The organism is Chryseobacterium sp. SIMBA_038 (genome assembly GCF_046535115.1).
Lineage (GTDB): Bacteria > Bacteroidota > Bacteroidia > Flavobacteriales > Weeksellaceae > Chryseobacterium.
On record NZ_JAWRXH010000003.1, the window covers coordinates 167,854 to 194,478 of the forward strand.

24 protein-coding genes are annotated in these 26,625 nt (G+C 33.4%); 14 read left to right on the forward strand and 10 right to left on the reverse strand.

The window, feature by feature from the left end:
* The first annotated feature begins 17 nt into the window (after positions 1–17).
* On the forward strand, positions 18–1,118 hold the full coding sequence (locus SB689_RS11700; RefSeq protein WP_410692326.1) for a linear amide C-N hydrolase: 1,101 nt from the start codon (positions 18–20) through the stop codon (positions 1,116–1,118).
* A gap of 113 nt (positions 1,119–1,231) precedes the next feature.
* Here SB689_RS11700 and SB689_RS11705 read toward each other — a convergent pair whose 3' ends face one another.
* Positions 1,232–1,723, reverse strand: a complete 492-nt coding sequence (locus tag SB689_RS11705) for a DinB family protein (protein WP_410692327.1) — start codon at positions 1,721–1,723, stop codon at positions 1,232–1,234.
* Positions 1,724–2,216: 493 nt separating this feature from the next.
* Here SB689_RS11705 and SB689_RS11710 point away from each other — a divergent pair, with 493 nt between their 5' ends.
* The 4 genes from SB689_RS11710 to SB689_RS11725 all read left to right on the forward strand — a co-directional run bounded on the left by SB689_RS11710 (position 2,217) and on the right by SB689_RS11725 (position 5,964).
* Positions 2,217–2,786, forward strand: a complete 570-nt coding sequence (locus tag SB689_RS11710) for a cob(I)yrinic acid a,c-diamide adenosyltransferase (protein ID WP_066759734.1) — start codon at positions 2,217–2,219, stop codon at positions 2,784–2,786.
* On the forward strand, positions 2,776–3,405 hold the full coding sequence (locus tag SB689_RS11715; RefSeq protein ID WP_410692328.1) for a thiamine diphosphokinase: 630 nt from the start codon (positions 2,776–2,778) through the stop codon (positions 3,403–3,405). The genes SB689_RS11710 and SB689_RS11715 overlap by 11 nt, the downstream gene beginning before the upstream one ends.
* Positions 3,406–3,587: 182 nt before the next feature.
* Positions 3,588–4,463: a tyrosine-protein phosphatase gene (locus SB689_RS11720; RefSeq protein ID WP_410692329.1), complete on the forward strand. Its 876-nt coding sequence runs from the start codon at positions 3,588–3,590 to the stop codon at positions 4,461–4,463.
* Positions 4,464–4,572: 109 nt separating this feature from the next.
* A complete protein-coding gene (locus SB689_RS11725; RefSeq protein WP_066755691.1) occupies positions 4,573–5,964 on the forward strand; it encodes an arginine decarboxylase in 1,392 nt (463 codons plus the stop codon).
* 149 nt (positions 5,965–6,113) lie between these two features.
* Here SB689_RS11725 and SB689_RS11730 read toward each other — a convergent pair whose 3' ends face one another.
* From SB689_RS11730 to SB689_RS11740, 3 genes are all read right to left on the reverse strand, one after another.
* Positions 6,114–6,578: a tetratricopeptide repeat protein gene (locus tag SB689_RS11730; protein WP_410692330.1), complete on the reverse strand. Its 465-nt coding sequence runs from the start codon at positions 6,576–6,578 to the stop codon at positions 6,114–6,116.
* A 41-nt stretch (positions 6,579–6,619) separates the two neighbouring features.
* On the reverse strand, positions 6,620–6,919 hold the full coding sequence (locus SB689_RS11735) for a hypothetical protein (RefSeq protein WP_410692331.1): 300 nt from the start codon (positions 6,917–6,919) through the stop codon (positions 6,620–6,622).
* Between the two features lie 86 nt (positions 6,920–7,005).
* On the reverse strand, positions 7,006–7,665 hold the full coding sequence (locus tag SB689_RS11740) for an HAD family hydrolase (protein ID WP_410692332.1): 660 nt from the start codon (positions 7,663–7,665) through the stop codon (positions 7,006–7,008).
* Positions 7,666–7,841: 176 nt separating this feature from the next.
* Here SB689_RS11740 and speB point away from each other — a divergent pair, with 176 nt between their 5' ends.
* The 3 genes from speB (at position 7,842) to SB689_RS11755 (ending at position 10,343) form a co-directional block, all read left to right on the forward strand.
* The gene (gene speB / locus SB689_RS11745) at positions 7,842–8,696 is read left to right on the forward strand and encodes an agmatinase (protein WP_410692333.1); all 855 of its coding nucleotides are present in this window, start codon (positions 7,842–7,844) and stop codon (positions 8,694–8,696) included.
* A gap of 68 nt (positions 8,697–8,764) precedes the next feature.
* Positions 8,765–9,625 (forward strand): bifunctional helix-turn-helix domain-containing protein/methylated-DNA--[protein]-cysteine S-methyltransferase, encoded by an 861-nt coding sequence (locus SB689_RS11750; protein WP_410692334.1) that lies wholly within the window; start codon positions 8,765–8,767, stop codon positions 9,623–9,625.
* Between the two features lie 109 nt (positions 9,626–9,734).
* Entirely contained in the window at positions 9,735–10,343 is a 609-nt protein-coding gene (locus tag SB689_RS11755; protein ID WP_410692682.1) for an alpha-ketoglutarate-dependent dioxygenase AlkB family protein, read from the forward strand.
* A gap of 172 nt (positions 10,344–10,515) precedes the next feature.
* Here SB689_RS11755 and SB689_RS11760 read toward each other — a convergent pair whose 3' ends face one another.
* The 4 genes from SB689_RS11760 to SB689_RS11775 all read right to left on the reverse strand — a co-directional run bounded on the left by SB689_RS11760 (position 10,516) and on the right by SB689_RS11775 (position 16,246).
* On the reverse strand, positions 10,516–12,375 hold the full coding sequence (locus SB689_RS11760) for a CocE/NonD family hydrolase (RefSeq protein WP_410692335.1): 1,860 nt from the start codon (positions 12,373–12,375) through the stop codon (positions 10,516–10,518).
* Positions 12,376–12,471: 96 nt separating this feature from the next.
* On the reverse strand, positions 12,472–15,246 hold the full coding sequence (locus SB689_RS11765) for an outer membrane beta-barrel protein (RefSeq protein WP_410692336.1): 2,775 nt from the start codon (positions 15,244–15,246) through the stop codon (positions 12,472–12,474).
* Positions 15,247–15,328: 82 nt separating this feature from the next.
* Positions 15,329–15,748, reverse strand: coding sequence for an SH3 domain-containing protein (locus SB689_RS11770; RefSeq protein ID WP_410692337.1), 420 nt, complete (start codon positions 15,746–15,748; stop codon positions 15,329–15,331).
* Positions 15,749–15,754: 6 nt separating this feature from the next.
* Entirely contained in the window at positions 15,755–16,246 is a 492-nt protein-coding gene (locus SB689_RS11775; protein WP_123980119.1) for a BON domain-containing protein, read from the reverse strand.
* 221 nt (positions 16,247–16,467) lie between these two features.
* Here SB689_RS11775 and SB689_RS11780 point away from each other — a divergent pair, with 221 nt between their 5' ends.
* From SB689_RS11780 to SB689_RS11795, 4 genes are all read left to right on the forward strand, one after another.
* Positions 16,468–17,718, forward strand: a complete 1,251-nt coding sequence (locus SB689_RS11780; RefSeq protein ID WP_410692338.1) for a dicarboxylate/amino acid:cation symporter — start codon at positions 16,468–16,470, stop codon at positions 17,716–17,718.
* Between the two features lie 538 nt (positions 17,719–18,256).
* The gene (locus tag SB689_RS11785) at positions 18,257–18,970 is read left to right on the forward strand and encodes a phytanoyl-CoA dioxygenase family protein (RefSeq protein ID WP_410692339.1); all 714 of its coding nucleotides are present in this window, start codon (positions 18,257–18,259) and stop codon (positions 18,968–18,970) included.
* Between the two features lie 9 nt (positions 18,971–18,979).
* On the forward strand, positions 18,980–19,660 hold the full coding sequence (gene pnuC, locus SB689_RS11790; protein WP_410692340.1) for a nicotinamide riboside transporter PnuC: 681 nt from the start codon (positions 18,980–18,982) through the stop codon (positions 19,658–19,660).
* A complete protein-coding gene (locus tag SB689_RS11795; RefSeq protein WP_410692341.1) occupies positions 19,657–20,664 on the forward strand; it encodes an AAA family ATPase in 1,008 nt (335 codons plus the stop codon). The genes pnuC and SB689_RS11795 overlap by 4 nt, the downstream gene beginning before the upstream one ends.
* A gap of 70 nt (positions 20,665–20,734) precedes the next feature.
* On the opposite strand, the gene SB689_RS11800 is transcribed toward SB689_RS11795, so the two are convergent.
* Positions 20,735–23,536 carry a GH92 family glycosyl hydrolase gene (locus SB689_RS11800; RefSeq protein ID WP_410692342.1) on the reverse strand — a complete coding sequence of 934 codons (2,802 nt, stop codon included), beginning with the start codon at positions 23,534–23,536 and terminating at the stop codon, positions 20,735–20,737.
* A gap of 127 nt (positions 23,537–23,663) precedes the next feature.
* Between SB689_RS11800 and SB689_RS11805 the strand changes: the two genes are divergently transcribed.
* A complete protein-coding gene (locus SB689_RS11805) occupies positions 23,664–24,770 on the forward strand; it encodes an Mrp/NBP35 family ATP-binding protein (protein WP_410692343.1) in 1,107 nt (368 codons plus the stop codon).
* 50 nt (positions 24,771–24,820) lie between these two features.
* Positions 24,821–25,069, forward strand: a complete 249-nt coding sequence (locus tag SB689_RS11810; protein WP_066755730.1) for a NifU family protein — start codon at positions 24,821–24,823, stop codon at positions 25,067–25,069.
* Between the two features lie 57 nt (positions 25,070–25,126).
* Here the strand turns inward: SB689_RS11810 and SB689_RS11815 are convergent, their stop codons facing one another.
* Positions 25,127–26,512, reverse strand: coding sequence for a T9SS type A sorting domain-containing protein (locus tag SB689_RS11815; RefSeq protein WP_410692344.1), 1,386 nt, complete (start codon positions 26,510–26,512; stop codon positions 25,127–25,129).
* Positions 26,513–26,625: the final 113 nt, after the last annotated feature.

A 26,625-nucleotide genomic window follows, 5' to 3' on the forward strand; every position in this document is an offset into this window, starting at 1 on the left:
CCATTTTATTCAAAACCATGAAGTTTTTATTAGTACGTTGTTTGTTGTTATGCGCAATCGTTTACTCGGTTGGAGTTTCTGCCTGTTCAGCTTTTTTATTAAAAGGAAAAGACCATTGTGTAGTCGGTTTTAATGAAAACTGGAAAACAATGCCCGGAATGATTGTCGTAAATAAACGTGATGTTCAGAAAAGAAATATCAGCTGGGAAAATCTTACAACGAATAATGTAAAATATTCGAAAGAATGGATCTCAAAGTTTGGTTCGGTAACTTTTAATCTTTTGGGTTACGATTTTCCTTGTTATGGAGTCAATGAGAAAGGACTTTTCTTGGTTGAATTGTATCTTGAAGAGACTTCAAAAGTTGTAAATCCCTCACAATCCAATATGTTTTGGGCGCAATGGATTCAATATCAGTTGGATAATTATAAATCGGTAAAAGAAGTGGTTGACAATCTGAATAAAGGTCCGAATATCGATTGGTGGCCAAATGCAGCCGGAAGTCACTTCTTTTTAAGTGATGCAAAAGGAAATACAGCAACAATTGCTTTGCTGAATGGAAAATATAAAGTATTGACAGATAAAGAAATGCCAATGCCGCTTTTATGTAATAATCAGTATAAAAAAGATTTTGAAATTGCTCATAAATTTGATTTTTTAGGTGGAAACGAAAAGTTTGATTTTGATCAGCAAGGAAAATGGGAAGACCGCTACAACCGTGCTTACTATATGTTGAAAAATTATAAGTACGATCAAAAACCTGTAGATTATGCCTGGAATATTTTAAATTCAATTCACGCCGGAGAATGGCAGACAGTTATTGATCTGAAAAATATGAACCTTTCCTTTCGTTCTGATTTAAAAAAAGAAGTCAAAACAATTGATATTAAGAAATTAGATTTTTCTAAAAATACAACGGTAAAATTCCTCGATATTCATACCGAAAGTTTAGGTGAGGTTAATAAAAATTTTGAAGATTTGACTTTAAACAAAAACAATGAATATGTTGAAAAAGGTTTCCCGATCGGATATGACAACAAAGAATTTGGAACTTCAGAAACGTTTGTAAAGCTCAAGAAAAATATAATTACGTTTTTCAAAAATATTCTTCCAAATTAAATTATAAACGAAAAGCTTTCAGAAATTCTGAAAGCTTTTTTGTTTGGAAATGATTGATCTTTTTATATTGTGCTGAATCAGCGATTTTAGTTTCAATAAAGGCATTAATGATCCTAAAATCTCTCCCAAAAAAAAGGTGGTTCAATTCCTAAAGCTCTTAAATAAGTATATCCCTGACCTCTGTGATGAACTTCATTATCAACGAAATATAAAATATTCTGATAAACCGGAAATTCATATTGACCGAATAAATTAAAAGTTTCCTGGAAACGTTCTTCCGAAATTTCATTAAAATATTGGTTGATTACTTGAGTTTCTTCGTCCCATTTTTTCAGGATCTCTTCTTTTGTTTTTGGGTTGAGTGCTTCTTCATTAAAAGCTTCTTCATGTTTATTAACGATTCCTTTTAAAGCAGGTCCTCCGATGCTGATCAGCTCAACTGCCAATTTTGCAAAAGGTCTCATTCCGCCGATTGAAAACTCAAATAATTCTTTTTCAGGGAACATTTCAATGACTCTTCTTGTTAGGTTTCTGTGCCCTTGCCAATGCTCTAATAATTGTTCTGATGAGATAAATTGCTTTGTGATTGTTGCTGTAGTTGACATAATTTTTAATTTTGTTTGTTATTGTTGATACAAAGATATGACCGAGCTATGACAACAGTTTGTCAGTAGGAAATTCACATTTAAAAAATATTTTCTTTGTTGTAAAATATCATTCAATATTTCTCGTTCAATGTATATCCGATACATCACAAGATCAAACAATGTAACATATGTAGAGGTAGATAAATAATTTGAAGATGGCCGATTTTTTTAATCGGTCATTTTTTTTGTTTTGAGCGAAAATGGAGAATTTTATTTAAAGTGAGAATTGAATTTTGATGACGAATATTTAAACTTCGACAAAAACCCTAGCCCAGATTGCAGAGAAAATCCTTTTTTGAAAAAAAAGATTGTAACGGAAAGCTGGAAATTGCTTCAAAAATAAATAAAACTCCAATTCGACGTAGTCAAATAGCTCCTAAAAACTTTTGAAATTTGTTTATTTCAGGATATTTTACTTTTTACATTCTACAAAATAAAGTATTTTAGTACTATGAAAATTTACACGAAAACAGGAGATAAAGGACAGACGGCTCTGTATGGCGGGACGAGAGTTTCCAAGGCCAGCGCAAGGGTCGACAGTTACGGAAATATAGACGAACTTAACTCATTTATAGGGATTTCTAAAAGTCATATCGAGGATGAAGAAGTACTGAAACAATTGAAAAAAATTCAGTTTGATTTGTTTACGGTAGGTTCGGAAGCTGCCACTCCGGTTGATAAATTGATGTTGGCGAACGGAAAATCGCGTCTTCCATTAATTATTTCTGAAACTGAAGTTGAAGAATTGGAAAATTGGATGGATGCTTTTGAAGGAAAATTAGAACCTCTTCAATATTTTATTCTTCCCGGAGGAGGAAAATCGGCTACATTTTTACACGCAGCCAGAACAATTTGCAGAAGAGCCGAACGTTCTTTGGTTTTCTTAAATGAGTCTGAAGAAGTGCGCCCTGAATTGATTAAATATCTAAACAGACTGTCGGATTATCTTTTTGTTTTGGCAAGATATATCTCTAAAATCAACAACGAAACGGAAGAATACTGGAACCCGAATGAAAGATAAAGTATTACTTTTCATCAATGGAGATCCTCCAAAATCTTTTCCAAAAATAGAAAGTTATGGCTTAATTGCCTGTACAGACGGCGCTTTTCATTATTTAAAGAATCTGAATTTCCCGTTAGATAAACTGGATTTTATTTCCGGTGATTTTGATTCGCATTCTGGTTCAGATGAGAATGTGTATGACGAAAAATTCATCTACACTCCAGATCAGGATAAAACGGATTTTCATAAAGCGTTAGAAATTATTGTAGAAAAAGATTTTAAAAATGTTGAAGTTTTAGGCGGAAGTGGAGGTGAACAAGATCATTTTTTAGGAAATCTTACCGTTGCTTTTGGTTTTAAAGATCAATTAAATATTAAGTTTTATGATGAATTTTCGGAATATTATTTTGTTCCGAAAAGTTTTGCTGTAAAAGGCGTTAAAAATAAAATGGTTTCATTATATCCATTTCCAACGGTTGAAAATATTACAACAAAAGGTTTGAATTGGCCTCTAACAAAAGGAAATTTAAGTATAACTTCAAGAATCGGAACCAGAAATTTTGCTGTTGAAGATGAGGTTTCTGTTGAATATGAAAAAGGAAATTTGTTGATTTTTATTGGGAGGAATTATTTATAGTTTAAACACGAATTACACTAATTTTTTTCACGAATACACACAAGTACTTTCATTAATAGGAACGGGCTTTAGCCCGTTTACACAATAAATATAATGCAATTGGCTTTAGCCAAACTTAAATTTAATCTATTAAAATAAACACAACATCTGTGTAAATCCGTGCAATCAGTGGGAAATAAAAAATGAAAAACCTAATTAAAATACCATTTCTCATCATCTCATTATTCTGTATTTTCTCCTGTAAAGTACAGCAGTTTTCCACACCCGAATACGGTAAAAAAGAAACAGAAAACCCAATTAAGATTAAAAAAGTAAACAATTTCCGAACTGTAGGAAATATTAAAAATTCTGAAGGGAAAACCTTAAAAGAAGGAAAATTTTATCGAAGCGGAGATCTTCATAAGCTAAAAAACAGTTCATTTAAGGAATTGGAAAAATTAGGAATAACGGAAATTATTGACCTTAGAAATTCAAAGGAGATTTCTCAAAAACCGGATCATCTTCCTGAAAACATAAGCTATAAAAATTATTCTGCTTTTGAAGATCAAGGAGATCAGTTGTCACAAGCTAAAAAATTAGTTTTAAAAGGAAAAGTAAACGGCTCAGACGCGAACAAAAGAATGTTGGATTTCTATAAAGATTATGTAACAGAAAATCCGGAAATAATAAAGAAAATTATTACAGAAATCCTGGAATCTGACCAACCAATTCTCTATCACTGCACAGCTGGAAAAGACCGAACAGGAATTACTACAGCGTTAATTCTCACTATCTTAAAATTCGATAAAGAAACCATTTACAACGATTATCTTTTATCCAATAATTTCAGGAAAAAATTAATTCTAAAAAGGCTGAATTTAGCAAATAATTTACATTTCATTTATCCTAAAATGGATTTAAAAGTTTTAGAAAAATTAAGCTGGATTGAAAGTAATTATCTTGATGCCGCTTTTGATGAAATTGATAAGAAATATGGCTCAATGGATTTTTATATTCAAAATGTTTTGCAGATTTCTGAAGATAAAAGAAAAGAATATATCAGGAAGTTTACATATTAATAATTTGGTTTAAAATTTCACCGAAAATTGCTTGAAATTTATAATAATTTTAACACCCAAAAATCAAACTTTTTTAGCAATTTTGCATTCTTAATTCACTTGTCAAAAAATGAAAATAAAATACTCGGAACTTATTGATCAGACATTGTATTTTCCTACGGAAGAATTTAATGTTTCTGAGAACAATTTGTTGTTTCACGATATTCCTTTAATGGAAGTTGTTGAAAAGTTTGGAACGCCTTTAAAGGTAAGTTACCTCCCGAAGATTTCTCAAAATATTCAGAAAGCGAAAAGCTGGTTTAAAGAAGCCTTTGAGAAAACCGAATATAAGAAAAACTACAGATATTGTTACTGTACAAAATCCAGCCATTTTAAGTTTGTAATTGAAGAAGCACTAAAGAATGATATTTCTATAGAAACTTCTTCTGCATACGATATGGATATCGTGAAATCACTTTACAAGGAAGGAAAAGTAACAAAAGATATCGAAGTGATTTGTAACGGTTTCAAAACTGATGATTATCTGGCGAAAATTTCAGATATGATCAATAACGGTTTTGAGAATATCACGCCAATCTTGGATAATTACCGTGAATTGGATAAACTTACAGAAAGTATAGACACAACTTTCGATATCGGAATCAGAATTGCTTCTGAGGAAGAGCCTAAGTTTGAATTTTATACTTCACGATTAGGAATTGGATATAAAGATATTATTCCTTATTACAGCCAAAAAATCGCTGAACACCCGAATGCAAGATTGAAAATGCTTCATTTCTTCATTAATACGGGGATTAAAGACACGGCGTATTATTGGAACGAATTGTACAAATGTCTTCGTGTATACGCACGTTTGAAGAAAATTGCTCCGGAAGTAAATTCATTGAATATCGGTGGCGGTTTCCCTATCAAAACTTCTTTGCAGTTTGATTACGATTATCAATATATGGTTGAAGAAATCGTTTCTCAAATTAAAAAATTCTGTGAAGAGGAAGGAGTAGAAGAACCTAACATTTATACTGAATTCGGAAGCTTTACCGTTGGAGAAAGCGGAGCAAATATCTATAAAATTATTTCTCAAAAACGTCAGAATGACAGAGAAAAATGGAATATGATCGATTCATCTTTCATGACAACGCTTCCTGATACTTGGGCAATCTCGAGACACTTTATCATGCTTCCATTGAACCGTTGGGATGATACATATGAAAGAGTATTCTTAGGTGGATTGACTTGTGATTCAGACGATTATTATAACTCTGAGCAACATACGAACGCAATTTATTTACCAGTTTTCAGTGATACGAAGCCTTTATATATTGGTTTCTTCCATACCGGAGCTTATCAGGAAACAATTGGAGGTTATGGCGGTGTTCACCACTGTTTGATGCCTCAACCAAGACATATTTTGATCCAAAAAGATGAAAACGGCGAGTTCCAATATGAAATTTTCCGTGAAAAACAGGAACCGGAAGATATTTTGAAACTTTTAGGATATTAATAAAACCGTCATTGGAGGAGCGAAAGCGACGAAGCAATCTCATCAATAGGAACGGGTTTTAACCCGTTTATAAATAAAAATAGCCATCAAATTGATGGCTATTTTCTTTCAACAAAAATATTGAAATTACTTTTTGTTGACGCGGAGAATTATTTACGACATTTCTCCTTTTCAATGATATCATCAATTTCATTGTTACCCAATTGTTTAACTTTTAAAAAATAATCACAAGCTTTGTCTCTTTGACCCAATGATAATAAAACTTCTCCTTTCTGGTACAAAACCAAAGGATCATTTGCATTGTATTCTAGAGCCTTATCGAAGTCATTAAGTGCTAAATCATATTTTTTTGATAAAGCATAAGCTGTTCCACGATTTCCAAATCCTTTTTGGCTTTTCTCAATTTTTAATGATGCCGTTAGATCATTTATTGCTTCATCATATTTCCCCATTCTTAAATAAACAAATCCTCTATTAAGATAGGCAGAATGATCTTTAGGAAGGTTTTTTATCGAGAAATCGGCATCGGCAATCGCTTCGGTATACATTTCCAATATGGCTTTTACACCTGCTCTTTCGTTGTAAAGATCATATCTTTTGGGCTCTTTTTCCAAAGCTACATTATAATACTCTAACCCCTTTTCAAATTGTTGAGTTAGATAACAAAAACGCGCGAGACTGATGTATATCCTATAATCATTAGAGTCAAGTTGAAATGATATTCTAAATCTTTCTGAGCTTCCGACATTTTTTCAGAATATAGATAGGCCATTCCGCGATAATTATATGACTTTGCTACCTCTTCTTTCTTTTGAATAGATTCTGTATAATAGGTAATTGCCTTTTCATAATTATCTTTATCAAATTCTTTTTCAGCAAGCTTATAGCTTTCCTGTGCTCTTAAAAAACATGATGTAGTAAGTGAAAATAGAATTAGAAAGACATTTTTTTTCATGTATTAAATTTAAGCATTGAATTACGTTCTAAATTTACACAAAACTGTTTCTGAATAAATATGAGTTCAGAATTTTTATTTCTAGTTTAAAAATATTTTGATATTTTATCTAATTCCAGTTCAATATAATCTGCAACCACAATATTTGCCAAGGTATAATCCTGATTTTTAGAATGTGGACTTCTGTACGCCGCACAGAAAATATTCGCTCTGTGAGAAGCCAGAATTCCATTAGTTGAATCTTCAATAACCATACAATTTTCAACAGGTTGGTTTGCTAATTCTGCTGCCAAAAGAAAAACTTCAGGATGAGGTTTTGATTCTTTTAAATCGGCACCGCTTATTTTCCCACTAAAATATTTATCTAATTCGAATTTTTCAAAAACCATATTAATGGTATTCATCGTTGCAGACGAAGCCAGAATTAATGTAATTCCGTTCTCGTAGTAATGTTCGATCAATTGTTTGACTCCCGGAATCAGATCAAATTCTTCATCGTTATAAAAATAATCTTTGAAATAATCTCTCTTAGTTTTTGCGATTTCTTCGTAAGTCTGAGTTAAATTGAATTGATTGATTAATATTTCACAAACCCTTTTCGTTGAAGCTCCGGTAAAAGACGTGTATAGATCTTCTGAAACGTCAATTCCAAGGTCGTTAAATGTTTTGAAATAAGCTTTTCTGTGCAATGGTTCTGTATCTACAATCACTCCATCCATATCGAAAAGAACAGCTTTTAAAGGCATATTTTTGAATTTTTTTATAAAGATAATGATTTTGGCTGGAAGCTTGAAGCCGGGTGATTGAAGTTAAAATTGTGACGCAGAATTTATATGAGATGATCAAGAAACTTCCATCTTCAATCCTCCATCTTCCAACTTCTTTGTATCTTTGCAGGAATCATTTAATTTTTAAATAAAACATGAAAACATACGCAGGAATTCCTGAAGAAAATGCTTCATTGGAGGCTTCAAAAGTAGTATTGGTAACGGTTCCTTATGACGGAACTTCAACTTGGGGAAAAGGAGCAGACAAAGGTCCTGAATTATTCCTTGATGCTTCTGAGAACATGGAACTTTATGACATTGAAACAGGAACTGAACCTTATTTGGAAGGTGTTTATTTAGCTGGAGAAATTACAGAAAAATCTTCGCCTGAAGCAATGACAGAAGCTGTTTATCAAAAAACAAAAGAGCTTTTACAGAATGATGATAAATTATTTACCCTTTTTGGAGGTGAGCATTCTGTTTCTATAGGTTCGATCCGTGCGGTGGGTGAAAAATATGAAAACCTGACTGTACTTCAGTTAGATGCTCACACAGATCTACGTCCAGAATTCCACGGTTCTACTTCTAATCATGCTTGTGCGGTTTTTGAAGCCAACCAGAAGCATAACTTAGTGCAAGTGGGAATTCGTTCTATGGATGTTGAAGAAGCTGAATATTTACCGGAAGGAAGAGTGTTTTTCGCTCATGAAATTGCCAATAATGAAAATTGGGTGAATGACGTATTAGAAAAAGTTTCAGGAAACGTTTATATCACTATTGATTTAGATGCTTTTGATCCATCTATTGCTCCATCAACAGGAACTCCTGAGCCAGGTGGTTTACAATGGTATCCGACATTAGAATTATTAAGAAAAGTATTTGAAAAATGTAACGTTGTAGCATTTGATATTGTAGAATTAATGGATTCTCCTTATGCAAAACCAAGTGCATTCTTGGCAGCTAAGTTATATTACAAAATGCTTGCTTATTATCACATCAACCAAGACTAAAATTCCGCAAGATTCGGATTTTTTCTGCAAAGGTTTTTTTGGAAATTTGTGAGGTAAAATAAAATGATATGTCCACACAAAATCAAATAGATTACGAAAGAATTGCCAAAGCGATTGAGTATATCCAAAGCAATTTTAAACTTCAGCCGAATTTGGATGAAGTGGCAGAGAGAATTCACTTGAGTCCGGCTCATTTCCAGAAAATATTCACGGATTGGGCAGGAACAAGTCCGAAGAAATTTTTACAGTTCATCAGTCTTGAACATGCTAAAAATTTGTTGAAGGAAGAAAAAGCGAGCTTATTTGATACCGCTTACGAGACAGGATTTTCAAGCACAAGCAGATTACACGATTTGTTTGTGAAAATTGAAGGAATGTCTCCGGCAGAATATAAAAATGGAGGAAAAAGCCTTACCATCAATTATAGTTTTTCCGAAAGTCCTTTTGGAGAAATAATTACAGCTTCCACAGAAAAAGGAATCTGTTATATGGCTTTTGAAAACGATAAAGGAACAGCATTAGGGAATTTGAAACATAAATTTCCTAATGCTTCTTTTTTTGAAAAACAGGACGGATTTCAGAAAAATGCCTTGTCCATTTTCAATCAGGACTGGACAAAACTCAATACTATTAAATTACATTTAAAAGGCACCGATTTTCAATTGAAAGTCTGGGAAAGCCTTCTCACAATCCCAATGGGGAAATTATCAACGTACGGAAATTTAGCCGAAAAAATTGGAAATCCAAACGCTTCACGAGCAGTCGGAACAGCGATTGGAAGCAATCCTGTGGCTTTTCTAATTCCCTGTCACCGTGTGATTCAATCTTCTGGAAATATTGGAGGATATATGTGGGGAAGTGAAAGAAAGCAGTTGATTATTGGTTGGGAAAGTTCTCATGTTTATGCTGAGGATTCTATTTTACTTTAAATTTTTTCTCCCATAGTTTTTCACGGATTTACACAGATGTTTGTGTTTATTTGTGAAAAATATTCGTGTAATTTGTGTTTAAAATATAGTTTTAAAAGTTATTAAAATGATGAGTCTATTCGAAGATATATCAGATTATCCATTAAATATCCTCCCCAACGATGGAATCGTTCACTATTACGGAAAGGTTTTCTCCAAGGAAAAATCCGATTTTTATTATGATTATTTGTTCAATCAAGTTCCATGGGAAAATGATGAAGCGGTAATTTTTGGAAAATTAATTTTAACCAAAAGAAAAGTAGGCTGGTTTGGAGAAAAACCATTTGAATATACCTATTCAAAACGAACAAAATTAGCAAAACCCTGGACTCCCGAATTATTAGAATTAAAGAAAAAATGCGAAGAGGTTTCAGGAGAAACCTACAACTCTTGTTTGTTGAATTTATATCACGATGGCAGCGAAGGAATGGCCTATCACAGCGATGGCGAAAAGGATTTGAAAAAACATGGTGCAATTGCATCTCTAACTTTTGGAGCAGAAAGGAAGTTTTTATTTAAACATAAAACTACCAAAGAAAAGGTGGAGATATTTCTTGAAAACGGAAGTTTATTAATAATGAAAGGGGAAACTCAGGACAATTGGCTTCATCGACTTCCTCCGACGACAAAAGTGAAAATTCCTAGAGTGAATTTGACTTTTAGAACCATTGAAGAATAAATTTTTGAAGCAAAGATTTTAACCCCAAAGTTTGTCATTCCGTAGGAATCTAGACTCTTTTATTAGAGGTTTAATTATAAAAATCCTTGTTTAGATTCCTACGGAATGACAAACTGAGTGGTTAAGTTTAAAGAAAAAAAGGCTATTCAAATCCTGAACAGCCTTTTAAATTTTATTTCAAAACTTCAACTTCAATCGCACTATCATCAAAAACCTTGATAAACGCTTTCGTATAATCTTCTTTCGTTGCAAAATTCGAATTTTCCATAAATTTCTGTGGATTAATCGCAAAAAGCGGAAACCAAGTTGAACTTATTTGTATCTGGATTTTATGTCCTTTTTTGAAAGTGTGAACCACATCCTGTAATCTAAAATTCACTGCCGTTTTTTGATTTGGAACTAAAGCTTCTGCTTTTTCTCTGGAATTTCTAAATTTTGCAGGCATAATTTCGCTTCTCACCATTTGATGATAGTTTCCGTAAATCACACCGTCTTTCTTTTCTACAGGTTTGAAATCTTCAGGATAAACATCAATTAATTTCACGGCGAAATCTGCATCTGTAGAAGTGGAAGCAATATTTAATTTTGCCATAATTTCTCCTGCAAAAGTCATGTCATCCGCTAAAACATCGGTTGTGAAAGTCAAGACATCAGGTCTTCCTTCTGCAAATCTTTGATCTTCCGACATATAATTTCTAGGCGTAAATCCATTAAAATCTTTCAGATTATCTGAACTTAAAACCGGATTATTTGGATCACTGTAATATTCTGATGAACCTTGTCCTGCAGATTTATTCAATGTTTTGTTAGCTAAATAGAAATTCACTTTTTGCCCTTCTTTTGGAGGATAAGTCGTAAACTCTCTCCATTGTTTTACTCCTGTGTCGTACATCAAAGCCTCGGGAAGTCCGGCATCCTGTTTTGTATTTCCTTTTAGATAATGATTGAAAAATTTCGTTTCAACATTTTTTTGATAATACGTTGCAATGCTGTCTCCAAAATAGATCTGATTATGGAAGTGTTTCCCTTCTTCGCGTCCCCATCCGCCATGAGAAAAAGGTCCCATTACAATGGTGTTTTTCGCTTTTGGGCTTGATTTTTCAATGGTTTTGTAAATATTTAAAGGCCCTGAAAGATCTTCAGCATCAAACCAACCACCAACAGTCATTACTGCATGATTTACGTTTTTAAGATGAGGAAGAAGACTTCTTTTTTGCCAAAATTCATCATAGTTGGGATGGTTCATTATTTCGGTCATGAAGAAATTGTCTTTGTAATATTTCTCGTAACCGTCTTTCAACGTGCCCATATCCCTATAAAATTTCAAACCATCTTCAGATGTTGGTTTAATCATTGAATCTGAATACCAAGCTTTGTTTTCTGCCTTTGTTTTCTGAACTCCAAAAACAGGGAATGTTTTAAAATAACCTAACATAAACCTTCCGTTGTGAAGAAAATCATCATTCCAGAAGTCGGAAATTGGAGCTTGTGGAGAAGATGCAACTAATGCAGGGTGTTCCGCCAAAATCCCAACAGCAGTATAAAAACCGGGATAAGAAGTTCCGTATTGACCTACTTTTCCATTGTTATCTTTGATGTTTTTTATTAACCAATCGATTGTGTCATATATATCGGTACTTTCATCGACATCTTTTTTCGTTTTATGATCTACCTGAGGCGTCATATTCGTGAAAGTTCCTTCGCTCATATATCGTCCACGAACGTCCTGATATACAAAAATGTATTTGTCATTCATTAAATATTGATTCGGACCAACCTTGGTTTTATATTCATTTTCACCATATGGAGCAATGCTGTAGCAGGTTCTCTGCATCAAAAACGGATATTTGTTTTTATTAGAAATATCCTTCGGAATGTAAACTGCGGTGAAAAGCTTCGTTCCATCACGCATCGGAATGTAAACTTCTTTCTTTGTAAAATTATCTTTCACAAACGGATCTGCCGGCTGCGTATTTTGTGAATTTCCAAAAATGAAAAAGAAAATAAATAGAATTGAAATAGGGATCTTCATGAATTTAATTTGTTGCTAATTTAATCATAAAATATTTTTAACCGAACTTAAAAAAGAAATGGCTGGAAAAACTTCCAACCATTTACTATTAATCATTTATTTACTTTTCATTTTCTTTCCGGCAAACTTGTTGAGTTTCATACTTAATGAAAACATAATGTATCGTTTTAAGATCAAATCTTCACGATCTTCAAAATAAGCACTTGAAATAGTTCTTTTCACGCTTTGATTTTGATTTAAAACATCATAAACCTTGATTTTGGCAGTAAGTTGTTTGTCGAAGAAAGCATATCCCAAACTTGTATTCCAGAAATAGAAATCTCTTTTGAATCCGGGAGCTATATTTGAGTTGGTGTTGTATTCAAAATCATTTCCAATAACAAGGTTGCTTTTAAAAATATAGTTGGTGAGTTCAAGTTTTAGGGTTTGATGGGTTGTCTGTACCTTATCAATACTGTAATTGGTGTAATTGGAAGTATTGTAACCTATTCTGTATGATGGTTTTATAGTAAGTTTATCTTTGATTTCGTAGGTAAGATTAAATCCGGGATTAATGTTATAGTTATTGCTTGTGAAGTTTTGACTGTCAATAAACCCACTGCTATAGCTATAATTTATATTAAATCTTGGGTTAATGGTCAGCTTATTTTCTTTCCATTTAAAGGTTTTTGTGAAACTTCCTCCGAGGTTGAAATTTTTATTTCCACTTACATTGGAGTAGGTCACAAACTGCTTTCCTGACTTATCATAATAAGAATAATTAATGATGTCATTATTACTGTAAGTGAAACCGATATTCATATAATAACTGATATTTTTTATCAGATTAGAATTATTGAAATAAAGATAGGTTCTGTTTGCCCACGTATTTTTCAGTTCGGGATTTCCCTGAAAAACTACTAACGGATTAGAAAAATCCTGATAAGGAGTCAGTTGCTCTGCAGTGGGAATCGTGTAATCCGCAGAATTGTAAATACTTAATCTTTTATTGGGTGAAAATTCATAATTAACACCAACATTATAATTGGGAAGTACAAAGTTTTTCTGAAGGTCATATTGTTCTCCATTAAAAACAGAATTTACTTTCATATCTGAAATATCAAGATTAAAAGAACCCCACATATTGATCTTAGTTTTATTAAGCGCAAATGATAACTCAGGAGTAATCTGATTAACCTTTTGATTCATATTATTGGATAAAAGGATGTTGTAATCTGAATATTGCCCTGTATTTTCATTAAAATCATTAACGTTTCTGATGTCGCGGTTTAGCTTTGAACTATAGCTCATATTAAGAGTTACCGTTGCCGAATCAGAAATGGGTTCTGTATATCCTGCACTGAAACGGTAATCACTGCTCTGGTTTTTATTTTTTGCAAGCTGATTTCTGATATCGTTGGCTCCTGTACTTTGGTAAAAAAGGGTTTGTGACCTGTTCAGATTATCATTTTTTGATTCAGAAATATTAGTATCGATGTTTGCATAAACAACTCTTTCCTTCTTTTTAAATTTTTTCGAAAAATAAATGTTAGGACTAAAAGTATTGCTCTCAGACTTTGTGCTTGTATAAGAATCACTCTCATTAAGCAGAGTATTATCTCTAAAAGTGTTTGATTTTAAATTATTAAAACTGAAACCTTCGGATCTTGAAAATGTTGGTGAAATATAAATATTCGTCAGAGAATCCAGATCTATTTTTGCGGAAGTATCAAAATTATATTGTTTAGATTCATTTTCACCATTGCTTTCTGAGTTGGTTTTTAAAGCATAATCAGGAAGTAAAGTTGTTCTCGAAACTTTGGATCTTGTCTCCAGGTTGCTGTTGTAGTGCATCAGACTTACGCTTTCAAGCTCTGCACCTTTTCCAAATTTATCGCTGTAATTTAATCCTATTGTCGTTGATTTTTGAATTCCTTTATTATTACCGCCGCCATCCGTATAATAGGTCGTGCTTCCTACGGTTCTAACGCTTCCGCCCTGCATCAACCAAGAATTTCGTCCATGACCCATGCTGTCGAAAACCTCATCATTAGAAAATCCTTTCGAGTTGATATTGTTTGATGATGACAGAATACTTATTTTGGTATCATTTTTAAAATAACTTAAAAGTCCGCTTCCTTCATATCGTTTATCGGATCCGTATCCGAGGGTAAGCCTGGAAATTAGTCCTTTATTTTTCTTTTCGTCAATATTAAAATTAATGGTTGCGTTGTTTGATTTTGCAGTTTTTCCGGTCAGTTCTTCTTCTTTTGTTTTTGTTGTCGTAAACTGAATATTTTTAATGATATCCGCAGGAAGGTTTTGCAGGGCAATTTTTCCGTCTTTATCAAAGAAAGGTTTTCCGTTGATCATGATTTGATCTACTTCTTTACCGTTGACGGTTATTTTACTGTCATTATCAATTTCAACGCCCGGAATTTGTTTTAAAAGTTCTTCGATTTTACTGTCTGGACGAACTTTTATCGCTGAAGCATTAAACTCAATCGTATCTTTTTTGATTTTTACTGGAGAAACGGTAATTTTTACCTCTTCAATATTTTTGATTGAATTTTTATCGAGTTCAATATCTCCCAAAGTCAGAGATTTGTCTAGCTTTTCAAGGTTTTTAGTGTAAGAAATTAATTTATCAGCATCAATTTTTAATATTGAAGGCTCACTGATTTCATCTGTTTTTAAGGAAAACTTGCCTTCTTTATTCGTTGCCGTGTAATTGATAATAGAAGAATCTTTTTGTTTGAGAAGATAGACGGTGGCATTTTCTACAGGTTTCTTTTCAAAATTTGAAACTTTTCCGTCGATACTAAATTTTTGTGCGTTTACAAATACAATATTAATGGTTAAGATAAATAATACCGCAATAATTTTTTTCATTCATGTTGTTTAAGGCACAAAAATAAAAAAAAACATCCCCGCAAAGGGATGTTTATAAGTTAAATAGAGTTAAACTTAATTTTTAAGCTTTCAAATATCTTGAATAAGCGTAACCTTCCTGTCCATCATCATTTTTCACTTTCCACCAATCGTCAGAAGTCTGCTCGATCAACGTTACGTTAGAACCTTTTGCAGCTTTACCAACAACAGCAGCTTCCGTAGAAGGCTCTTGTCTGATGTTTAGGTTAGAATCTTCTGTAGCAACAGTAAGAGATGCACCGGCAGCAAGACCTGAAACCTGTACATCGATGTTGATATCTGATGCAGAATAAGTAGAATCAATTGCTCCTAAAGCATTCCAAACAGCATCTTTTGCAGCTGTGTTTGAAGCGCTTCCTGAAACATAAAGGATTCCATCTTGCTCCTGAACCTGAAGACCTGAAATTCCTGCTGACTGAGCTGCAGAAACTACACTTGAATATTTATCTTGTAATGTGCTCATTTCTAATTATTTTACTGTATAGTTATAATTTACTTTTCCAACTTTCAAAGCATCTACAGATTCTTTGATTTTTCTAGCCTGTAGAGAAGAAACGTTTCCTGTAAGCGTTAATTCACCGTTTACAACTTCAACTTTTACAGATGGGAAATCTTTAACAGCGTCCTGAACTTTTTTCTGAGCAGCAGGATCTACCGCTGAAGTAGTTTCAACTGCAGGAGTAGCAGGCATTGGAGCTGCAATAGTAGACATATCCATTACTTCTTTTACACCTTTTACAGCTTTTAATTGAGCGATCATTGCATCTTTAGAAGCCTGATCTGCGAAAGTTCCGCTTAAGTGAGCAACACCCTCTTTTACTTCAACAGAAGCGTTCGGATTAGATGTTACGATTGTTGTTGCTTGAGTCTGAAGGTCCGCATCAGAAACTTTCTTCTTACAAGAAATAGCTCCGAAAGATACTGCCATAGCCAGTGCAGCCATTGCGATAGTTTTTTTCATAGTTGTATATTTATTAATGTTGTTAATACAATCAAATGTAATAATAAAATTTATACCAAACAGATAAAAATTAAATAAATATTTCTGACTTTTTTTACAATATTTTATAAATCAGGCGATTAATTTTAATGTATTATTAATTTAACATAAAATTATTACAGCCTTAATAAAATCCTATGCCAACTTAAAAACTATTATATTTGCGAAACTTGAACTATTATATGAAAGGACAAAATAAACTTTTTATAGCAATTATCGTTGCGCTTATTATTGGTGTGGGTATTGGTGGATTTGTGCATTTGCAGTATCCGGAAAGCGCAGAACCTTTTTCTAAAAACATAAAACTTCTCGGTACAGTTTTCATCAGATTGGTACAAATGATTATTGCTCCTTTGGTTTTTACGACTTTGGTTGTAGGAATTGCTAAAATGAGTGACATTAAGATGATCGGAAGAGTAGGAACTAAAGCAATGTTATGGTTTATTTCTGCTTCCCTGATCTCTCTTTTTATTGGTTTGATATTGGTAAACTGGCTTGAACCGGGACATGTAACCAAACTTCCTATTCAGGATGCAGCATCTGCAGAAGAATTATTGAAAAGCAGTAAAGGTTTTTCGATGGAAGATTTTGTAAAACACGTAATTCCTAAAAGTATATTTGAAGCTTTTGCAACCAATGAGGTATTACAGATTGTAGTATTCTCTATTATGTTCGGGGTTGCTTTGGCAAATATGGGTGAGGAATATTCTCAACCCGTTATTAAATTATTCGACATTGTAGCTCACGGAATCCTAAAAATGGTCGGCTACATCATGTGGTTTGCCCCGTTTGGAGTTTTAGGAGCTATCGCAGCTGTCGTCGCAACCAATGGTTTTGAAATTTTTAAAGTTTACGCCATTTATTTAAGAGATTTTTTCTTTGCATTAGCTGTTCTTTGGCTGGTTTTATTATTGGTTGGATATCTGATCCTAGGAAACCGTCTTTTCGAATTATTAAAAAGAATAAAAGCGCCTTTATTAATCGCCTTTTCAACAACAAGTTCGGAAGCTGTTTTCCCGAAATTGGTTGAAGAATTGGAAAGATTCGGGTGTAATAATAGAGTAGTATCTTTCATTTTACCATTAGGATATTCATTCAATCTTGATGGAAGTATGATGTACATGACGTTTGCGTCAATCTTCATCGCTCAGATCTACGGAATTGAAATGACAATCGGACAGCAAATTACAATGCTTTTGGTATTAATGTTGACTTCAAAAGGTATTGCAGGTGTTCCGAGAGCGTCTTTGGTGATCATCGTAGCAACGTGTTCAATGTTTGGAATTCCGCCGGAAGGTATTGCTTTAATATTGCCGATCGACCATTTCTGTGATATGGGAAGGAGTATGACCAACGTTTTAGGAAATGCTTTGGCGACTTCTGCGGTTTCCAAATGGGAAGGGCAGTTGGAGAATCACGGTGGTGATATGTAAAATGTCAATTTAGCTTATGCTAAGTGAATGGTCAATAGTGAATTTTTTATAGCTTCATTATTGACCATTTATTTTTTTAGGAGCAATTTGACTACGTCGAACAGCCAATATTTATTCTATTATTTGAAGCTGTTTCCCGCTTTCCGCACTCGCTATTTTTTTGATTTCGGTTTCGGCGAGCCAAAGGCTCGCCGAAACCGAAATCAAAAAAATGAGCTCAAACAAATGCTGCAATCGGGGCTAGGGTAGTTGTCCTTCTTTCAAAATTGGTCATTACGAACCGAAGGTGAAGCAATCTCATAAAAATTTAGTAATAACAAAAAGATTGCTTCGTCGCTTTTGAAATACTTTCGCAGACCTTCAGTCTGTTCGCAATGACAAAAAAGATTCAACCTTTGCTGAGTGAAACGCCTTTGCGAACAAAAAAATATTCTCGATCATTTTACAAAAAATCTTTGCGATCTTTGCGTTTAAATAAATTCTTCAATACGCTTGCTTCTTTAAGAATGACAGGCGTGTGCAATAAAACTTACATTTAATGAATTTACAAAATCATAAAAATTTAATTACAGAAAATGGTTTTACAGTAATAAATAATATTTTTTCTGATAAAGAAATTAATAAGATAATTCACATTCTTGAAAATATAGATACCTCAAAAGAGACTTTCAGAAAATCAGAAGATCTTTTTGCAATAAGACAATTTTTAAAGGAAATTCCTGAGGCTAAAGATTTGATTTTTAATGAAAGTATAAAAACGATCATCAAAGAAATCTTCGGTGAAAAATATTTTGCTGTAAAAAGTATTTATTTCGATAAACCTGAAAAATCAAATTGGTATGTTGCCTATCATCAGGACTTAACAATTTCTGTTGATAAAAAAGTTGATTTGGAAAATTTCGGACCTTGGACGACAAAACAGAATCAGTTTGCAGTTCAGCCTCCTTTGGATATTCTTGAAAATATTTTTACAATTAGGATTCATTTAGATGATACCGATGAAAATAACGGAGCTTTAAAAGTTGTTCCAAAATCTCACGCAAAAGGAATTTATAGACCGGAAACAATTGATTGGAATGTAGAAACCGAAGAAATTTGCAATGTAGAAAAAGGTGGAATTATGATCATGAAACCTTTAACGCTTCACGGTTCCAATCGTACAACAAATGGTAAGAAAAGGAGAGTTATTCACATCGAATTTTCTGATAGAGAACTTCCGAAAGAATTGAATTGGTCGGAAAGAATAAATTAACAAAGAAAAATGATGAATAACATTTTAAAATCATGGAAGCCATTTGAGATTATTTGGCTTTTATCATTTTCATTATTAGGAGTTGGAATTGCGATTTTAAACAAGGATAATTGGCTTAATTTCTTAGTTCTTGTTTCTGGTGTTTTGTGTGTAGTTCTGGCTGCTAAAGGCAGTATCTGGAATTATATAATAGGAACAGTAAATACCATTGCATATGCTTATGTTGCTTACATGAATGGTTTATTTGGAGAGTTGGGATTGTACATATTATTCTTTTTGCCAATGAATATTGTAGGATATTTTATGTGGAAAAATCATACAACAAATGATATTGTGCAAATGAAAACGCTCAATGTAAAGTCTGTTTTATTTGTGTTTTCGGGTACCGTTATCGGATGTTTTGTTCTTGGATATTTTTTATCAATAATCAATAATCAAAATAGTCCTTATTTGGATGGGATGTCTACAGTTATTTCAATTGTTGCTACCATTTTAATGATTTTCCGTTATAAGGAACAATGGCTTTTATACATTATTTTAAATATTGTTACCGTCATTATCTGGATTATAAGAACTGCAGATGGAAGCGAAAGCGGAATAATGATGATTGCGATGTGGTCGGCTTTTTTGATCAATGCTGTGTATGGATATTATAATTGGAACAAAGGAAGTAAAGAATTAAAACAATGAAGAAAACAGGGCTTACTTTAGGAAAATATGCGCCATTTCATAAAGGTCATCAATTTGTATTTGATACGGCTTTGAGTGAGGTTGATGAATTGGTAGTTCTTATTTATGATACAGACGTGACTGAAGTTCCTTTGCATATTCGAGCAAAATGGATAAAAGATCTTTATCCACAAGTTGAGGTCATAGAATGTTGGGATGGTCCGGATGGATATTCCAGCGAAAGATGGTTTGAAATTATTCAGGAAGAATACATTTTAAAGATGCTTAACGGGAAGGAAATCACCCATTTTTATTCAAGTGAGTTTTACGGGGATCATGTAAGTAAGGCTTTAAATGCAGTTGACAGAAGAATCGACGAGGCAAGGGATATTGTGCCCATTTCTGCAACAAAAATAAGAGAGAATTCATTTGCTAATAAAGAGTTTGTAAGTGATATTGTTTACAAAGATTTAATAACGAAAGTTGTCTTTCTAGGCGCAATGTCTTCAGGAAAATCTACTCTTACGGAAGCTTTGGCTAAGAAACTTAACACAGCTTTTGCACCTGAATATGGGAGAGAATATTGGACCAAGCATCATGTAAACAGAAGAATTGGTTTTGAAGCTTTTGATGTGATTGCAAAAGGACATATCGAAATTGAGGACAGAAATATTTTAAATGCTAATGAATATTTCTTCGTTGATACGAATGCGATCACGACCTATATGTTTGCAATGGATTATCATGGAAAAGCCCCCGAATTTCTAATGAAAACAGCAGATCAAAATTACAAAAGATATGATCTCTTCTTTCTTTGTGATATCGATATTCCGTATGATGATACCTGGGATAGAAGCGGAGATCAAAAAAGAGAAATTTTTCAAAAACAAATTATTGCTGATCTTAAGGAAAGAAATATACCGTATATCCTTCTTTCCGGAAATCTGGAAGAAAGAATTCAGAAAGTTGAAAATATCCTTTCGGAATTTAAAAAATATTCGAATTATTTCGGTTCCAAGATTTGAGATATTTTAGTGAAAAAATAAAAACCTTCGAAAATTTTCGAAGGTTTTTATTTTTAAAATTAATTGTAAACTATTTCACAGAAATCTCATCAACAAAGATATAAGCCTGTCCGCCAGCTCCCTGATGCCATTCCGGAAGAATTCCGAAATAATAAGCTTTTACCTTTACATAACGGGCTTCGGTTGGAAGGATATCTGTCCCGAAATCTTTTACCTGAATGGTTTCATCTTTCTGATCAACCGTATTATCAACTGTTTTTAGAAGAATGAAATCTTTCCCATTCATAGAAGCATAATATTCTACTTTTTTAGGCATCAAGATCCATGCTTTGCTGTCCTGAAGATAAGTTGAAGACAATTTTGTGATCTGTTGAGGTGATTTCATATCAATAATTGCTTCAAAAGTCTGACCTTGATAACCCAGCCATTCACCTTTTCTCCAGTTTGTATCACCGTTGATTCCGTCAATTAAAGACAATTTTCCGCTTGCTGTATATTGTGGAGTAGGTTTAGAATTCACTGTGATGTCCCAATTATTTGGTCTTCTGTTGAAATTGGCAGTTACAATTGAACTTTTTTCACCATTTCTTTCAGCGTAAGCCGAAACTTGAGTGGTTTTACTAATGCTAAATGGTTCTTTGTAAGCTTTAAAAGTCTTTCTTACATTGGCATCACCTTCATCCATGGTCATAAAATACAATTTGTCATTTGGATTTAAAGCTGTGATCTCAACTTTTGTAGAAAAATCGAAAATTCTGTCTGCTTTAATGACCGGCGTGGCTGTCAGTTCATCATATTTATAATCTTTGAATGATTTTGCGTTCTCAAAACCTAGTTTTTTAAGTTCAGCTCTGCCTGTATTTTTTGTGATAGTTCTTGTTGTTCCGTCTTCCAGATGAATTTTAACCTCATCAAAATAAGGTGTGGTAGTCTGCCATTCCGGCAATCCTGGAGTTACAGAATAAATTCCCATTGTACTCAAAATATACCATGCACTCATTTGTCCGCAATCCTCATTTCCAATTAAACCATCCGGCGTATTTTTATAAAAATTATCAAGGATATATTTGATTTTTGCATCCGTTTTTTCCGGCTTATCAACATAATTGTATAAATAAGCAATGTGGTGACTCGGTTCGTTACCTTGGGCGTATTGTCCCATCAAACCTGTGATATCCACCTGTTCTCTGCCTGTCGTTGTGTTTGGAGCAGCAAAAATAGCATCAATAAATTGTTCAAATTTCTCCTTTCCACCATGAGCAGCAATCAATCCCGGAATATCTTGCTGAACAGAATATGAATAATGCCAAGAATTTCCTTCCGTATAATTGTTATTCACTTCTCTTGGTTCAAAAGGTTCGTTCCAATTTCCGTTTTTTCTAGGTTGCATAAATCCGTTCTTTGGATTGTACAAATTTTTCCAGTTTTGAGAACGCTTCATGAAATATTGGTAATCTTCTTTTTTGCCTAAAATTTTAGCCATCTGAGCAATACACCAATCGTCGTAAGCATATTCTACAGTTTTAGAAACACTTTCATGTTCGTCATCAATAGCGATGTAATTATTTTGTTTGTAAGCATTTAAACCAAAAATATCCAGCATTGCAGAATTTTTAGAAGCCTGAAATGCTTTTTCATAATCAAAACCTGTAATTCCTTTTGCCATTGCGTCTGCAATTACAGAAACCGAGTGATAACCGATCATACATTCCGTTTCATTGGAAGCTAGTTCCCAAACCGGCAATTTTCCGCCCTGTTCGTATTGTTTGATGAAAGTATTGATGAAATCTGACGTTCTTTTTCTGTCAATTAAAGACATTAAAGGATGCGCTCCCCTGAAAGTATCCCACAGCGAGAAAACCGAGTAATAACCGAAGTCTTTAGCTGTGTAGAACTTGTTGTCACGGCCTCTGTATTTCCCATCAACATCCATATTAATGTTTGGTTGTGTGAAAACATGGTACATTGCCGTGTAGAAAACCGCCAGTTTATCTTTATCGGAAGATTTTACTTCAATTTTAGATAATTCTTTGTCCCAATCAGCAGCAGCTTGTTTTTTGATGGCTTCAAAATCATTAGACTTACCTTCAGCTAACATATTTTTTCCTGCACCTTCATAACCTGTAGGAGAAATCGCCACTTTTACATTAATTTTTTCTCCTTTTTTAACTTGGGTTGAAAATGCTAATGCCAATTTTGTTCCTGTGAATAGGTTATTTTCATCTTTACCATTCACTAATTTTTTTGAAATTTTTACTGGTTTTGAAAACTCAATTCTTGCATAAATGTATTGGTTAGTTGCCCAAGCTTCACTTCTACGGAAAACTTCGATTGTTTTATCGTCAATTATTTTAACCTCACCTTCAAGCAATTTGTCTCTGTGGTTGAGGTCTAAAATAATGTTTGCATTTCCTGCATTGTTGAAAGTATATTCGTGATAACCGACTCTTTTTGTAGTTGTCAGTCGAACATCAATATTATTTTTATCTAATTTAACGGAATAAAATCCTGCCGAAGCTTTTTCGTTTTTATGCGAAAATTTTGAAGAATATTCCTTGTTATCCAAGCTTGGATTTCCCATTGTAGGCATCAGCATAATGTCTCCGTAATCAGAAACACCGGTTCCATTAAGATGCGTGTGAGAAAAACCATAAATTACAGAGTCTGAATAATGATATCCGCTGCAACCGTCCCAGCTTCCGTCCACTCTTGTATCGGGTGAAAGCTGTACCATTCCGAATGGAACAATAGCACCCGGAAATGTGTGTCCGTGACCCCCTGTTCCAATAAAAGGATTTACATATTGCGAATAATTTTGAGAAAACAAATTATGGGCAATAATTCCTAAAAGAATAATTAATATTTTTTTCATCATGTAAAAATTAAAATCGCCCTAAATTACCACAAAATTTGGTTTCACAAAAGAATTTATCTATGATTACGTTTACTTATTCTAAATAGCTAAAAATTCCGTAAATTTGTAAACAATTTATATGTATATGTTGACGAAAGAAAAGGTACAGGATTTCCTTAAAGAGATAGAAGTAGATGACTTAGTGACTAATTTTCAGGTTATGGGTAATGATGTCTATATCGACATGACGGCTCATTCGCCTGCAATGCACGAAAAAAAGAAATTGGAAGCTGCTATGAAGCAGGCTTTTGCCAGTGAGTTTGGAGAAGAAATTAATTTAAAATTAAAGATCGTTTCTCCCGAACCTACCGAAATTCAGCAAAGTCAGATCAAAGGAAAACAAATTCCTGGAATTCAAAATATTATCGCCATAGCTTCCGGAAAAGGAGGTGTTGGTAAGTCTACAGTGGCAGCAAACCTTGCGGTTACTTTAGCAAAAATGGGTTTTAAAGTCGGAATCTTAGATGCTGATATTTATGGACCGTCTGTTCCTACAATGTTTGATACAGAAGGTCAAAAACCGATTTCTATAGATGTTAACGGAAAAAGCTTAATGAAACCTATCGAAAATTATGGCGTGAAAATGCTTTCAATAGGATATTTCTCAGGAGCAAATCAGGCGGTGGTTTGGAGAGGCCCAATGGCTTCAAAAGCATTAAACCAAATGATCAGAGATGCAGCTTGGGGAGAATTAGACTTTTTATTGATCGATCTTCCTCCGGGAACGGGTGATATTCACTTATCAATCATTCAGGAAGTTCCTGTGACAGGTGCGGTGATCGTAAGTACACCTCAGCACGTAGCTTTAGCAGACGTTAGAAAAGGGATTGCGATGTTTAATATGGAAAGTATTAATATTCCGGTTCTTGGATTAGTCGAAAATATGGCGTATTTTACACCGGAAGAATTACCAGACAATAAATATTATATCTTTGGAAACCAGGGAGCGCAATATTTGGCCGATGATCTTGGAATTCCTGTATTGGGAGAGATTCCTTTGATCCAAAGCATCAGAGAAGCAGGAGATGTCGGAAGACCGGCTGCTTTGCAGGAAAATTCTAAAATTGCAGAAATCTACACAGAAACTGCACGTAAAATGGTAGAAAGTCTTGTTGAAAGAAACAAACACCTTCCTCCAACTGAAGCGGTGAAAATCTCCACAATGGCTGGATGTTCTCCGAAAGCAAAATAATAATTATTTTCAATACATTTGAAAAACCGAATTGAACTGAAGAAAAAAATATGGAAACAAAGATAGCACACGAAGATACTGTAACAAGAGTAATGGAGGCTTTAGAAAGTATTCGTCCGTTTTTGAATAAAGATGGAGGAGACATTGAGCTTATTGATGTGAAAGATAACTCGGTTTATGTAAAACTTTTAGGAAATTGTTCCGGTTGTTCTCTAAACTTTTCAACCCTTAAATTGGGTGTTGAAACTACTATTAAACAACACGCTCCGGAAATTGAAAAAGTAATTAACGTAGAGTAAAAAAATAAAATTGAAATATTTTTAAAGACAGGTTTTTTAGGCCTGTCTTTTTTTTATTTAATTTTTGATCAGCTTCTTTGTGATAGTTTTTCCATTATGAAACTCAGTTTTCACAATATAAATACCTTTTATTATATCGGAAATATTGACATTATTCTCAGTTACTGTTTTTAATAATTTGCCATCTGCAGAATAGATTTCAATTTTTCTTATTTTCTCTTTGGTAGTGTAAATTAAATTTGATTTAGCCGGATTTTCAAACGAAATGAAGTTTTCAGGTTGAATTTCATTGGTTGATAAAGTAGGTGTTGATACGTTGTACTTTGCCACTACATAATACCATTTATTTGTTGAAAGATCTTTTTTGTCACCTCCTACGTAAATGGCGTTATCTTTTGCTACAATCGAAGTGTAATTTCCTGCTGTGAAAGAAGTTTCTTTATAAGAATTTTGAGAGTTTAAAGGAATGATATTCCCCGCGTTATCATAGCTTATAATGAATGGAGAGTCTGTAGATGCTGTGCCTACAAAATAGACTTTATTTCCTGCAAAATTAAAATTACTGTAGTAATCAAGCGTGTTATTATCATCCGTCAATGAAATCATATTTGAAGTATTTCCATTAGCATTGATATTGTAGAAAGTATTGTTATCTAAATCTAACGTCGAGATATTATTATCTGAAGATTGTTTCGAAAAATAATTTCCTGAATCCGGATAAGTGAAAGTTCCGTTGGTTCCAAATGTATTAACAGGAGTTCCGGTTGTACTGATTTTATCAATTTTAGTATCATAAAAATCGAGTATGTTTGAATTTGATAATTGAATATTTCCACTGTTGATTTTATCAATCATTCCATTGTTTCCATAAGAGGTATCGATAGATCCATTCGAAGATAATTTTATTAATTTATTTCCCGTTGCCAGAATAATAGAATTATCAGAAAGAACGACAGTGTTGTTATATCTAAAACCATTGGTTCCGTCGTAAGGAGCTTTAAATTCTCCATTATTTCCAAAAGCTGTATCTAAAATACCATTAAGATTATATCTTAAAATACTTGTTTCAGAAGAAGGATCGTTGGTTGTTTTTTGAAAGGTGATAAGGATTTTGTCATTTCCTTGTGGAATGATATTAAAATCACTTACATAGTTTGGAAGAGTTACTATTCCGCCAGTGCCAAAATTGGTATTTAAACTTCCGTCAAGGTTTAGTTTATAAATCTTATTAGGATTGATAGAACCTGATGAAGCAATATCTTTTCCGTACGCGAAAATTTTATTATCTGAACTTAATGAAATTTGTAGATCATCTGCTTCACCAAATAACGGTAGTGAAACGATTCCTCCGCTTCCAAAAGAGTTGTCTAAATTGATTGTCTGCGCATTGATATTGGTATATAAAGCAGCGATTACTGCTACGGTAGTAAAAATGTTTTTCATAGTTATTTTAAAACCGCGAAGTTACCAAAATTTATGTTTTTAAAATTATGATATATACACGAATAGCTCCTGTGAATAAAGAGGTATTAGTCTTAATCTTTTTGGTGTTTCCA